We start from the raw sequence: 12,920 nt of genomic DNA, 5'->3' as shown, positions 1-12,920 counted from the left end.
TGGGGGTACCCGCCGCAAAAGCGCCCTGATCCCGGCTGATACGGGCCCCAAGCGGAACGTTGCTTGCTGGTGCGGAGCCGTGAGGTGCGAGGCTGTGCCCCCGATCGGCGATCCGCTGGAAATTTGAACAGGAACAGCATGATGCGCGACACCAAGACCCGTGGTTGGTTTGTGCAGAATTCCTCTGCTGCCCCGATGCGCGCAGTTCGGATGGCCGCCGTCACCCTCGCCGTCGGCTTCGTCATGATGGCGGGCGCCGCGCGCGCCCAGGAGGAAGACGAAGGCAAGACCTTCGAGGAAAAGATGATGGACGGCATCATGGCCGGCATCGGCGGCACCAACATGGACAACCGCGGCATCGATTATCGCGAGCGCTCCCCGCTGGTGGTGCCTCCCAGGCTCGATTTGCCGCCGCCGCAGGCCAATACGGCCGCAGCCAAGCCTCCTCCGAATTGGCCAAAGGATCCCGATGAAGCCCGCCGCAAGGCGGACATCGCCCGCCGCAAGAAGGAAAACAAGGATCCGGTCGAAGCCGCTCGCATCCTGTCGCCGAGCGAACTCAATGTCGGCCGGACGGCGCCGCAGACGTCCACCGCCGGCGAGGTCAACCAGCCGGGCGAAGGCGATCCGGGCAGGAACGCCATCCTGAACCCGTCGCAGCTCGGATTCGATAGCAGCAAGTTGAACATCTTCGGCGCCAACCACATGTTCGGCGGTAACAAACCCGAGATTGCGCCGTTCAAGGGCGAGCCGACCCGGGATTCCCTGACCCAGCCGCCCGCCGGATACCAGACGCCGTCGCCGAATTTTGCCTACGGCACCGGACCGAAGGAATCGCTGAACAAGGAATACAATCCCGCCCAGGGCAAATATGGCGAATAGTTAAGACGCCCTCTCGGCTTCGTGACGTTCAGCGGCCGGCACGCGGTGTACGCTGCAACATGATCCGGGAAGGCACGTTTTCAGCTCGATACCGGTTTTCCCTAGGGCCGACGCAAGGCGTCTGCCCGGTTATCATGCTCAAATAATGAGATGGAGCTGGATGGCGATTAGAAGACAAGCCGCCACGCTCCAGAATAGTCACGCTCCAGCCCCGCGATTCCTTCCAACGCTTTTTCCGAACGCTTTTGTTCGGGCCTCCAGACAGGTCATGATGCGCTCACACCGTTCTGCTGCCTTCGTTCTCGTCGCGCTGGCTTCGACGCTGGCTTTTTCCGCATCCGGCGCCCTCGCCCAGACCACGGTGACCTCGGACCCTCCCGCGAGCTTTACCCTCGGCAACGGCCTGAAAGTGGTGGTGATCCCCGATCACCGTACCCCCGTCGTCACCCAGATGATCTGGTACAAGGTCGGCTCCGCTGACGAAACGCCCGGTAAATCGGGCCTTGCGCATTTTCTCGAACATCTGATGTTCAAGGGCACCGCCAAGCATCCGGTCGGCGAATTCTCCCAGACCGTGCTTCGGATCGGCGGCAACGAGAACGCCTTCACCTCCACCGACTACACCGGCTATTTCCAGCGCGTGCCGCGCGACCAGCTGGCCAAGATGATGGAGTTCGAGGCCGATCGCATGACCGGTCTCATCCTCAAGGACGAGAATGTGCTGCCCGAGCGCGACGTCGTGCTCGAAGAATACAACATGCGGGTCGCCAACAATCCGGAAGCGCGGCTGACCGAACAGATCATGGCGGCGCTGTATCTCAATCATCCCTACGGCCGCCCGGTGATCGGCTGGCACCACGAAATCGAGAAGCTCGACCGCGAAGACGCGCTGGCGTTCTATCGGCGCTTTTATGCGCCGAACAACGCGACCCTGGTGATCGCCGGTGACGTCGATGCCAACGACGTCCGCCCGATCGCGGAACAGACTTTTGGACAAGTCCAGCCGCAACCTGCGATCCCGGCACAGCGCATCCGCCCGCAGGAGCCTCCGCCGATCGCGCCGCGCACGGTGACGTTTGCCGACCCGCGCGTCGAACAGCCGAAGGTGATGCGCTATTACCTCGTTCCGTCCGCCACCACCGCGGCAGCCGGTGAAAGTGCGGCCCTCGATGTGCTCGGACAGTTGATGGGCAGCGGCAGCAATTCCTATCTTTATCGCGCGCTGGTGGTCGACCAGCCGCTCGCCGTCAGCGCCAGCGCCGGCTACCAAGGCACCTCGCTCGATCCAACCCAGTTCTCGATCTCGGTCTCGCCACGGCCCGGCGTCAGCTTCGCGCAGGTCGAGCAGGTGGTCGATCGGGTGATCGCGGATGTCGCGCAGAACACCGCCAAGTCCGAGGATCTCGAGCGCGTCAAGACGCAACTGATCGCGGAAGCGATCTACGCCCAGGACAACCAGGCGACGCTGGCGCGCTGGTATGGCGCGGCCCTGACCACCGGCCTGAGCATCGAGGACATCCGAAGCTGGCCGGATCGCATTCGCGCCGTTACCGCCGAGCAGGTCCGCGACGCCGCGCAAAAATGGCTCGACAAAAAGCGATCGGTGACCGGTTATCTGATCAAGGATGCGGCGGCAAAACGCGAGGAGAAGCGCTCGTGATCGACTTGAAGGTTAGCGCGCAGCGCATCGCATTGACCGTTGCCGTGGGTTTCGCGGCCATCTCGCTGGCGGCGACGCCGTCGCATGCCGCGGCCAAGATCCAGCATCTGGTGTCGCCCGGCGGCATCGAGGCCTGGTTCGTGCAAGACGCCACGGTGCCCTTGATCGCGATGGAATATGCCTTCGGCGGCGGCGCCTCGCAGGATCCTCCCGGCAAGCCCGGCGTCGCCAATCTGGTCGGCGATCTGCTCGACGAGGGTTCGGGCGACATGGATTCCAAGACCTTCCATGAGCGGCTCGACCGCCGCGCCATCGAACTGAGTTTTCAGGCCAACCGGGATTATTTCCGCGGCTCGCTGCGCATGCTCAAGGATACCCGCGACGAGGCGTTCGACCTGTTGCGGGCGTCGCTGACGTCGCCGCATTTCGACTCTACCGATGTCGAGCGCATTCGCTCCCAGGTGATTTCCAATCTGCAAAGCGACACCGCCAGCCCGCAGGCCTTGGCCGGCCGCAAGTTCCTGGAATTGGCCTATGGCGACCATCCCTATGGCCGGCCGGCCGACGGCAGCCTGGAAAGCGTGCCGAAAATCGAGATCGCCGACCTCAAGGCCTATGTCAGCCACGTGCTGGCCAAGGATACGCTGAAGGTGGCCGTGGTCGGCGATGTCGACCCCGAAACGCTGGGCAAGCTCCTGGACAAGACCTTCGGCAGCCTGCCGGCGAAAGCCAACCTGACGCCGGTCCCCGACGTCGTGGCCACCAAGCCGCCGCAGCGCGCGTTCATTCCGCTCGACGTGCCGCAGACCGTGGTGACCTTCGGCGGCCCCGGCATCGGGCGCCATGATCCGGATTTCATGGCCGCCTATGTCGTCAACCACATTCTCGGCGGCGGCTCCTTGTCATCGCGGCTCTACCACGAAGTGCGCGAGAAGCGCGGCCTGGCTTATTCGGTCTATGAATCGCTGTTGTGGATGGAGCATTCGGCGCTGTTCATCGGCAACACGGGCACCCGCGCCGACCGTGCCGGCGAGACCGTCGAGGCCATCAACAAGGAAGTGCGTCGGATGGCCGAGGACGGCCCGACCCAGCAGGAGCTGGACGAGGCCAAATCCTATCTCAAGGGCTCGCAGATGCTGGCGCTCGACACCTCCTCGAAGCTCGCGCAGGCGCTGCTGCAATACCAGCTCGACAAGCTCCCGATCGATTATATCGAGAAGCGTAACGCCATCGTCGACGCCGTGACGCTCGACCAGACCAAGGCCGTGGCCAAGCGGCTGTGGGGCCAGGGCCTGCTCACCGTGATCGTCGGCCGCGCCCCGCAAGCCGCCGCCCAGCCCGCCGCCGCGACCCCGCCACCGACGGCGAACTGAGCGTTAGCCTTCTTCCGGATTTCTCCGCAAACACTGCCGTCATCCTGAGGCGCGCTCTTAGCGCGCGTCTCGAAGGATGTGCTACACACTCATCCTTCGAGGCTCGCTAAACTGACGGCGCTATGCGCCGTCAGGCTCGCACCTCAGGATGACGTTTGCTATGTCTGGAGAAACTGTCTCCCGGTGACGCCATGCTGCGGATTTCCCGCGATCTCTCCATCGACGAAAACGACATCGAGATCAGCTTCGTGCGCGCCTCCGGCCCGGGCGGGCAGAACGTCAACAAGCTGTCGACCGCCGCGCAATTGCGTTTCGACACAAGGCGGATCACGCTTGCCGAGGATGCTGCATTGCGGCTCAATCGATTGGCCGGCCAGCGCATGACCAAGGACGGCGTGATCGTGATCCACGGCCAGCGCTTCCGAACCCAGGAACGCAATCGCGCCGACGTCATGGACCGGCTGCTCGAACTGCTGCGCGAGGCCATGGTGCGGCCAACGCCACGCCGTGCCACCAAGCCGACCTTCGGCTCGAAACAGCGCCGGCTCGAAGGCAAGAAGCGCCGCGGCGACGTCAAGGCCAAACGCGGTTCAGGCGGTTACGACGACTAGAGTCTTTTTTTGACGCGTTTTCTTCACGCGAACCGGTGCCCACGGAGCCTGTCATCGGGCGCGCATTCGCGCGACCCGTTGGCTCGAAAACGCTCTAAATCTCGCACTGCACGCCAGGCTTAAAACAGCCGGCTACTACCACCGCGCGTTCGCACCGACCTAAGTTCGGCGGCATGGGAACGACGCGTGCGATACTCGCGATAGGCCTGGGATTTTGCGGCGCGATATCGGCGTTCTCCGCCGCGTCGGCGCAAATGCCGTTGCCGGCAGCCAAGCCGCCCGATGCGGCCGCGCTGTTCAAGCAGCAATGCGGCACCTGCCACACCATCGATCCCTCGGAGCCAGTCCGGCAAGGTCCGCCGCTTAACAAGGTGGTCGGTCGACAGGCCGGCAAGGTCGAGGGCTTTCATTACTCGCCGGCGTTCGCCAAGGCGGATTTTGTTTGGGACGAAGCCAAACTGGATGCCTGGCTGAGCGATCCGCAGGCGGTGATTCCCGGCGCCGTGATGGCCTACCGCCAAGCCAAGCCTGAAACCCGCGCCGCCATCATCGCCTATCTGAAGGAGCTGAACTGATGGCAAAGCCGGTTCACTCGATGATCCGCGTCCTCGACGAGGCGAAAGCGCTCGACTTTTACGCACGCGCGTTCGGCCTGGAGGTCGCCGACCATCTGAAGTTTCCGGACTTCGCGCTGATCTATCTGCGGCATCCTTCTTCGCCGTTCGAAGTCGAGCTCACCGTCAATTTCGACCGTAAGCAGCCCTACACGCTCGGCGACGGATACGGCCACCTCGCCGTCGTCGTCGACGATGTCGATGCCGAACACGCCCGCTTCGAGCGCGAGAGACTGTTCCCGGGACCGCTGCGGGATTTCAAGCATGACGGCGCGACCCTGGCGCGCTTTTTCTTCGTCTCCGACCCCGACGGCTACAAGATCGAAGTGATCCAGAAAGGCGGCCGCTTCGGCTGACGCTCTTGAACAAAAAATATTCGAAGAAACATCCATTGGAGGAGAAAGCCATGAGAGAAGTCGATCGTCGCGGCAAATACAGCCGGCGTATTTTCCTTCAGGGCGCCGCCAGCGCGGTTCCGGTCGCGGCGGTAGCCGCGAGCACAGGCCTCGGCATCGAGGATGCGTGGGCCGCTGATGCCACCACATTGACGCCGGCGACGTTGAAGACGTTGGTCAAAGTCGCGCGCGATATCTACCCGCACGATTTCCTGGTCGATAGCTATTACATCACCGCGATCAAGCCGTGGGATGGCAAGGCGGCCAAAGATCCGGCGATCAAGACGATGCTCGAAGACGGCGTTCGGCGGCTCGATCAGGACGCGAAGGACCACCACAAACTTAGCTACGCCGAAGTGCCCTGGGAAGCCGACCGGGTGGTGCTGCTGCAGGGCATCGAGCAGACCGAGTTCTTCAAGAAGATCAGGTCCGATCTCGTCGTCTCTCTCTACAACCAGGAAGAGCTGTGGCCGAAGTTCGGCTACGAGGGCTCGTCCGCCGAACATGGCGGTTACATCAAACGCGGCTTCAACGACATCGATTGGCTGCCGAAGGTCTGAACGCTTCGCGCAAAATGTAATTGGCAGGATTTTAGTTGAGAGGACTTCATCATGGCGAAATTCGATCTGAACGACGACAGCCTGGTCGTCATCGTCGGTTCCGGCGCCGGCGGCGGCACGTTGGGTAACGAACTCGCCCAGAAGGGCATCAAGGTCGTGATCCTGGAGGCCGGTCCGCGCACCGAGTTGCAGGACTTCGTCAACAACGAGTGGGAAAGCTTTACGCAACTGGCCTGGACCGACATGCGGACCACGTCGGGCAACTGGCGGGTGGCGAAAGACTTCGCCAATCTGCCGGCCTGGATCGTCAAGTCGGTCGGCGGATCGACGGTGCATTGGGCCGGCGCGTCGCTGCGGTTCGACGAGCATGAATTCCGGGTCAAGAGCACCTACGGCAATCTCGCCGGCGCCAATCTCCTGGACTGGCCGATCACGCTCGCCGAGATGGAGCCGTGGTACGCCAAGGCCGAAGACAAGATGGGCGTCACCCGCACCAACAACATTCCGGGATTGCCGGGCAACAACAATTTCAAGGTGCTGGAAGCCGGCGCCAAGAAGCTCGGCTACAAGGAGGTCCACACCGGGCGGATGGCGATCAACAGCGAGCCGCGTGACGGCCGCGGCTCCTGCCAGCAGATCGGCTTCTGTTTCCAGGGCTGCAAGTCCGGCGCGAAATGGTCGACGCTGTACACCGAAATCCCCAAGGGCGAAGCCACCGGCAATCTCGAGGTGCGTCCAGGCTGCATGGCGCTCAAGATCGAGCATGATGCCTCGGGCAAGGTCACCGGCGTCGTCTATGCCGACGCCGACGGCAAGACCCAGCGCCAGAAGGCCCGCATCGTCGCGGTCGCCGGCAACTCGATCGAGAGCCCAAGGCTGTTGCTCAACAGCGCCTCCAGCATGTTCCCGGATGGACTTGCCAACTCATCCGGCCAGGTCGGGCGCAACTACATGCGTCACATGACCGGCAGCGTCTATGCGGTGTTCGACAAGTCGGTCCACATGTACCGCGGCACCACCATGGCCGGCATCATCCGCGACGAGGCCAAGCACAATCCCTCGCGCGGCTTCATGGGCGGTTATGAGATGGAAACGCTGTCGCTGGGACTGCCCTTCATGGCGGCGTTCCTCAATCCCGGCGGCTGGGGGCGTCCGTTCACCTCGGCGATGGAAGGCTATCCGCGCATGGCCGGGATGTGGCTGGTCGGCGAGGACATGCCGCAGGAAACCAACCGCATCACGCTCGACCCCGTCGCCAAGGACAAATTCGGCCAGCCGGTCGCCAGCGTGCATTACGACGACCATCCCAACGACGTCGCGATGCGCGATCACGCCTACAAACAGGGCGCAGCGGTCTACGAGGCCGTCGGCGCCACCGTGACCTATCCGACCCCGCCCTACCCCTCCACCCACAACATGGGCACCAACCGGATGAGCGCGAAAGCCAAAGACGGCGTCGTCAACAAATTCGGCCAGACCCACGACGTCAAGAACCTGTTCGTCTCCGACGGCAGCCAGTTCACCAGCGGCGCTGCCTGCAATCCGACACTGACCATCGTGTCGCTGGCAATCCGCCAGGCGGATCACATTGCGGGGGCGATGCAAAGGAAGGAGATTTGAGAGGCGGGATGGGATGACATTGGATTGAGTTATATTGAGAGCGGCCCCTCCTGCTCCCCTCCCCCTTGCGGGGAGGGGTCGGGGGGTGGGGGTCTCCACGCACTGAGCTTGTGGCCCCGCGCCCCTACGGCAGTTGCACGATAAGAATTAACCCGATTCAATCCTATCTCATCATGCTCCAGCGACGGGATGGCGTTGAGCGCGCGCTTCTCTGGCCATAATCATGCTAGGTTACCCACCCAAGCATGATGACTGCCTTCCATGAGCATCTTCGACGACATTCCCCGGGACGATCACGAACCACCCCTGCCGGATGAGACGCAGTTCTCCTATCTCAACCGGTCAGGGCGGCCCGAAGCCGCACGAGTTCGCGAACAGGTGGACGCGTGGTTTGCGGCCTATGCCGAAACGCATCGCGCCGTACTGGTAAGCCGTTTCCGCTCCACGATCGATGATCAGCACCGTAGCGCGTTCTTCGAACTGTTTCTTTATCACTTCCTGTTGGCGCGCGGGTGCAAGATTGTCGTCATCGAACCGAAGCTGGAACACACCGACAAGTCTCCGGACTTTCTTGTCGAAAATGGCAAGGGCGAACGCTTCTACGTGGAGGCTGTGCAAGCAAGTGGGCTATCCAACCAAGAGGTTGCCGCCCGGGCGCGCCTCAACACGGCCCTCTCGGCCATCGACATCTCGCCATCTCCTTTGCACTTCCTCGACCTCAAGGTCACGGGTCTGCCGACGAAACCCCTTTCCATCAAGAAGCTAAAAACCGCGCTCACGTCCTGGATCGCTTCCCTGCCGTCGGATGAAACTGCGCGGCAAGCTGCTCCTTTTGTCTGGGAAGAACATGGCGCGAAGATCCAGCTCACCGCTTGGACCCGATCAAGGCCAGGTGAAAAGGGGCGAGCGATTGGCGTGCGGCGGTCTCCCGCCACCCGTATTGATCCGAGCCAAGAAATTCGGCCCGCTCTCAAGAAAAAAGCGTCGCGATACGGAAAGCTCGATCATCCCTATCTTGTCGCGCTTAACGGACTTTCGACACACCATCGCGAGTCCGCCGTGACAGAGGCGTTGTTCGGCACGCCCTATGTTGAGATTTCCAAAGGGCCAAACGGCGAGGAAATCGTGCGGGATTTGAACCGGCCCGATGGTATCTGGTACGGGCCGCCGAATGGACAACCGCGAAACACGCGTCTAAGTGGCGTGCTGGCGTTGATGAAGATTGACCCATGGAATTTTGCAAGCAAAACGGGCTTGCTTATTCCGAACCCTTGGGCGGAAAAGCCGCTTCCCGAAATCGGCCTCGGCATTGCCGAATGGACCGTTGTTGGCGATGAGTTAAAGCGCAAGGATGGAAAACCGATGCACGAATTAATCGGTCTCCCTGCGGCTTGGCCCGAAGAGTAACCTCACGGGCGAAAGATCAAGTCGCAGGCCTTGCCGCCTTTGCTTCTAAATTCAGGACCGTAGGGCGGATTAGCGCAACGTAGTCCGCCGTTAAAGCCGCCGAGTTGGCGGATTACGCTTCGCTAATCCGCCCTACGAGCTGTATAGGGTTTCAATGGCGTATTCCTCCAATAACTTGGTACCGCACCATGGCGATCCCACCTGTCAAAATGCACCGCCGCTGCTACATCAGTTCTCCGGTGCTCTTAAATACCGAGCCGCTCAGAAACCTGCTGCGTGAGATGTTGGTTGACGTCGGTGATGTCGAGGAAATCCCCCCTGCCGGCGAAGTATCCGTCTCTCAACTCGAAAGACAAATACGCGCGGCTTCTTTTATATGCGGGGTGATTTCCACGAAGATTGGGTCAGGATCAGTTCTATTTGAGATCGGGGTAGCCGTCGGACTCGGCAAGCCTGTGTTCCTCATCGCAGAAGACAAGAGCGATTTGCCGGTCACGGTCAGAACCCTCCCGTTTGTTGAAACGTCGATCGCTGACACCGACACTATCCGGTTTCACCTCGAAATCTTTGTCGCCAACCTTGAGCTTCCGCGAAAGACGTCAAGCGTGAAAGAATCGCCGCGGTTTTATGGCGGCGGAGAAAGTTATCCAATTGCAAGTCGGGAACAAATAAACACCTTGCCTTCGACGGAAGGGAGGGTTGCCGTAGCGTTCGAACGCGCCGGAGCCAGTGTCACGCTCTCTCCTAGATTCGGAAATGACGCCGAAGCCGACATGATCGCATGGCTGCCAGATCTAGATATTGGCATTGGTCTGCCAACTTTGGTCGAAGTAAGGTCCTCAGCGCGTGAGCAGTTTCCGCCAAGAGCGATGGACCTCATCCGAAAATTGCTTGTACGATCTCATCTAAAGTCCGCGATCATTGTAACTAATGCGCCAGATGATGACATCGTTGGAAGAATGTTTGGGAGCGGTTATGTCTTTTCTATCTCAATCAACGGATTGGAAAATCTCGCCCAGACTGGTCAATTTGTTTCGGGTTTAAAGAGGGCGAGAAATCGGCTGGCTCACGGGCTCGATTGATATGGCCCGACTGTCCAAGAGAAGAATTGAACGTTTTTTCATCGAGGGGGATACTGCAACAACAGCGGCTGCCCGAGGCCGCTCGCTGGAAGATCTTCTGATCTATCTTTTTAGCAAAATTGAAGGCGTGAGATTAGTACGTCGTAATGCTCTCACCGAAGATATAAGTGGCGAAATTGACCTGATTTTTTGGAATGATCGCACCACCCTCGATTTCCTGCCAAACGTGCTACTATTCGAGTGTAAGAACTGGAGCAGTCGAGTCGATAGTGCCGCAATTGCGTTTTTCATATCAAAAGCCACTAACCGTCATCTCAGCCACGCCTTTCTCATCGCATCAAATGGCATTACGGGAGATGCCGATCAATTGCGAAGCGCCCATGCTCATATGCACAGTGCTCTCGTCCGAGACGACTGTAAGATCATTGTTCTTGAAAGGGCGGAGTTGTGCGCTTTGGGAAGCATCGAGCAACTGATGATCTTAATTGTCGACAAGATTTCGAGCCTGTATCTGCTAGGGCCTTAGCTTATCCAATCGTTTTTTCGATGCCTTGGCCGGCCAAGCCAAATGTCGCCTGAACTCGCCGCGGCGGAAGACACTCGCGCCCAGAAGTAAGCGAAACAAGGAGCGGGGGAAGTTTTGGGGGTGTTTGTTGCGGGTCCCCGCAACCAAGCCCGTAGGGCGGATTAGCGTTAGCGTAATCCGCCATATTGTCTTGCAGTGAGCGTCCCCTCCACTCCCTGTAACACCTCCGGCACAGCAATGGCGGATTACGCTGCGCTAATCCGCCCTACGGGCTGCATCGCCGCTGTTCTTTCTCATTCAACCTGGAGTATAACCCAGCTTTCACAGGTTGAGAATCATGACTTCATTGCCCGAAGATGACTTTAGGGACCACCACGTTAAAAAGAGCGCCTTTAGCAAGTTCTTTCGCTTCCTTAGAGGTCACGTAGTCGCCAGATACACTGTTTATTCGTTCTCTCTGGCGTCGCTTTCTATTCCCGCCTTTGTTTTGTCTTACCGAGAAGAATTAGGAACCTCTAATCCTTTTCTTTTCCTATTTCTGTTCTACGTCAGCACATGCGTGTTTATTGGAATCTGGGGATCTGTGGTGCTGTACTCGGTCATTTCCCTGAAGCATCTCTATACACTTCCCGGCTTCGACGGAAAGTACGAAGCTAAATTATACGGAATAATACCGGTGCGCATTAAGTTATCGCCTAAAGGTGTACTCCGCATGGCATTGTGGAGTTATGCAACGACGATTTATGGATTTTCGCTGATCTACGAAATAGTCGACAGGTTACAACCAAGTTCATTTTCTCAGCGAATGGACGGCCCCATAACCGCCATCTACTTCAGCGTCGCCACCATCGCAACAGTTGGCTATGGAGACATCGCTCCAATAAGGCCAATTGCGCGTGTCTGCACCACCGCGGAAATTCTGCTTGGTGTTTTCTACTCGGTGTTCATATTTTCCATCATCGCAAGTTTTATAAAGCAGCAGCCAAAAAAATTCCTTTGATCGCTATTGGCAAGCCTTTCAACCATGAGCGATTCTATATGCACGTTTATCCGCTCTGATCCGTCTGGATGACAAGCACGTTTACCCCGCCGTCGTCGTCGGGTTTAACCGCAACGGGCGAGTCGGGCGGAAGCGCAGAGCCCGATTGGGCCGTAAATAACTGCAAAACTCGTCCGCCCATGCGGGACATATCGCCCACATATAGGCCATGTTGTTTTCCTTTGTGACGAAGAGCCCGGAACGCGGTTAGCCGCAACAAATCCCATACCGTCGGCGACCAGTCATATTGTGAAGACTGATAGACTTGGCGACCATATTGAGATGTCCTGCCCGGCTGATGCGGATTCATATCGTAGAGCATTGCAACCAGAAATTCCGCGAGGCTCTGAGTGCTTGCTGATACAGCACTAAGTGGCTTGGCCGGAGGCAGGACCAGCCAGCCACTATTCGACAGCAGTCCGTATCGCCCCGAACGCTGATCAGCATTGAAATCACGCGCCCGCCGATCGAACTTCGGAGACGAAATCGAAAAGTGTGGCCATCGATTGTAAAGCCAGAACTGCGGCTCGTCCGGCTTGATCGCACCTGAGCCTGTAACGATTTTTGTCTGCATGAGAACCGCGCGCCAGTATTCCTTCCCAGCAGAGTTTATGTGCGAATGAAGGATAAGAAGATCGGCCAACTCGCAACTTGTCGTAGGCACTGGATACGGCGGATTGTCAGAGATCGTCACCTTAGGAGATTGGTGGCAAAAAACGCCTGCCACGCATACCTTAATCTTTCGGCCAAAGATTGGCTGCCAAGCGTTGTTGATTGCATCAGCGCCGTTCTCGATCAGCGACGCGACAAAATCAACTTCGATCTTCGGCGGTCGCTTCATGTGGCCCAGTTGGTTCTGACAAACGTCGTCAACGACAGTCTGCGCAGCAACAATCAGGTCCAGTCGGATGTGCGTTGGGAAAATGACAGGAACTGGCATGAACATACTACACTATCGGTAAGGTTGAGGCGTTCCAACCTGTATTAAAGCGATCATGCCTTCGGACAATTTCTGATTTTCAGAAATAATCCTTGACTCTTGACCCAAATCACCTGCTTATTCTTCGCATCCCGTCCCGAGAGAGGGGGCGTTGGCCATCGTCACTGACGTTGGGGCGGGGAGCGGTGGACGCGAGAGCTGCGACTGACGA

The 12,920-nt window shown here is 59.1% G+C and carries 13 protein-coding genes; 12 read left to right on the top strand and 1 reads right to left on the bottom strand.

Translation table 11 applies throughout. The features are described 5' to 3' along the window. Window positions 1-141: 141 nt before the first annotated feature. From GSQ88_RS06235 to GSQ88_RS06180, 12 genes are all read left to right on the top strand, one after another. Window positions 142-882, top strand: a complete 741-nt coding sequence (locus GSQ88_RS06235; RefSeq protein ID WP_159006517.1) for a hypothetical protein — start codon at window positions 142-144, stop codon at window positions 880-882. Window positions 883-1,150: 268 nt separating this feature from the next. Next, window positions 1,151-2,542 carry a M16 family metallopeptidase gene (locus GSQ88_RS06230; RefSeq protein ID WP_502706700.1) on the top strand — a complete coding sequence of 464 codons (1,392 nt, stop codon included), beginning with the start codon at window positions 1,151-1,153 and terminating at the stop codon, window positions 2,540-2,542. Further along, window positions 2,539-3,915: a M16 family metallopeptidase gene (locus GSQ88_RS06225; RefSeq protein ID WP_246735093.1), complete on the top strand. Its 1,377-nt coding sequence runs from the start codon at window positions 2,539-2,541 to the stop codon at window positions 3,913-3,915. Before GSQ88_RS06230 ends, GSQ88_RS06225 begins: the two co-directional genes overlap by 4 nt. Window positions 3,916-4,106: 191 nt before the next feature. Then, window positions 4,107-4,526 carry an alternative ribosome rescue aminoacyl-tRNA hydrolase ArfB gene (gene arfB, locus GSQ88_RS06220; RefSeq protein ID WP_159006515.1) on the top strand — a complete coding sequence of 140 codons (420 nt, stop codon included), beginning with the start codon at window positions 4,107-4,109 and terminating at the stop codon, window positions 4,524-4,526. 254 nt (window positions 4,527-4,780) lie between these two features. Then, window positions 4,781-5,101: a c-type cytochrome gene (locus tag GSQ88_RS06215; RefSeq protein ID WP_174247937.1), complete on the top strand. Its 321-nt coding sequence runs from the start codon at window positions 4,781-4,783 to the stop codon at window positions 5,099-5,101. Further along, entirely contained in the window at window positions 5,101-5,496 is a 396-nt protein-coding gene (locus GSQ88_RS06210) for a VOC family protein (protein ID WP_159006513.1), read from the top strand. Before GSQ88_RS06215 ends, GSQ88_RS06210 begins: the two co-directional genes overlap by 1 nt. A 50-nt stretch (window positions 5,497-5,546) precedes the next feature. Beyond that, on the top strand, window positions 5,547-6,095 hold the full coding sequence (locus tag GSQ88_RS06205; protein WP_159006512.1) for a gluconate 2-dehydrogenase subunit 3 family protein: 549 nt from the start codon (window positions 5,547-5,549) through the stop codon (window positions 6,093-6,095). A gap of 51 nt (window positions 6,096-6,146) precedes the next feature. Beyond that, window positions 6,147-7,715 carry a GMC family oxidoreductase gene (locus GSQ88_RS06200; protein WP_159006511.1) on the top strand — a complete coding sequence of 523 codons (1,569 nt, stop codon included), beginning with the start codon at window positions 6,147-6,149 and terminating at the stop codon, window positions 7,713-7,715. Window positions 7,716-7,976: 261 nt separating this feature from the next. Continuing rightward, on the top strand, window positions 7,977-9,122 hold the full coding sequence (locus GSQ88_RS06195) for a hypothetical protein (protein WP_159006510.1): 1,146 nt from the start codon (window positions 7,977-7,979) through the stop codon (window positions 9,120-9,122). 188 nt (window positions 9,123-9,310) lie between these two features. After that, window positions 9,311-10,204, top strand: coding sequence for a hypothetical protein (locus GSQ88_RS06190; RefSeq protein ID WP_159006509.1), 894 nt, complete (start codon window positions 9,311-9,313; stop codon window positions 10,202-10,204). Window position 10,205: 1 nt separating this feature from the next. Beyond that, window positions 10,206-10,730 carry a restriction endonuclease gene (locus GSQ88_RS06185; RefSeq protein WP_159006508.1) on the top strand — a complete coding sequence of 175 codons (525 nt, stop codon included), beginning with the start codon at window positions 10,206-10,208 and terminating at the stop codon, window positions 10,728-10,730. 337 nt (window positions 10,731-11,067) lie between these two features. Then, on the top strand, window positions 11,068-11,730 hold the full coding sequence (locus tag GSQ88_RS06180; protein ID WP_159006507.1) for a potassium channel family protein: 663 nt from the start codon (window positions 11,068-11,070) through the stop codon (window positions 11,728-11,730). 46 nt (window positions 11,731-11,776) lie between these two features. Here the strand turns inward: GSQ88_RS06180 and GSQ88_RS06175 are convergent, their stop codons facing one another. Beyond that, a complete protein-coding gene (locus GSQ88_RS06175) occupies window positions 11,777-12,715 on the bottom strand; it encodes a hypothetical protein (protein ID WP_159006506.1) in 939 nt (312 codons plus the stop codon). Window positions 12,716-12,920: the final 205 nt, after the last annotated feature.

This window comes from Bradyrhizobium sp. S69, from assembly GCF_009766005.1.
Lineage (GTDB): Bacteria > Pseudomonadota > Alphaproteobacteria > Rhizobiales > Xanthobacteraceae > Bradyrhizobium.
The sequence above is the reverse complement of the archived record's forward strand: the minus strand, read 5'-3'. Positions and strand labels throughout refer to the sequence as shown.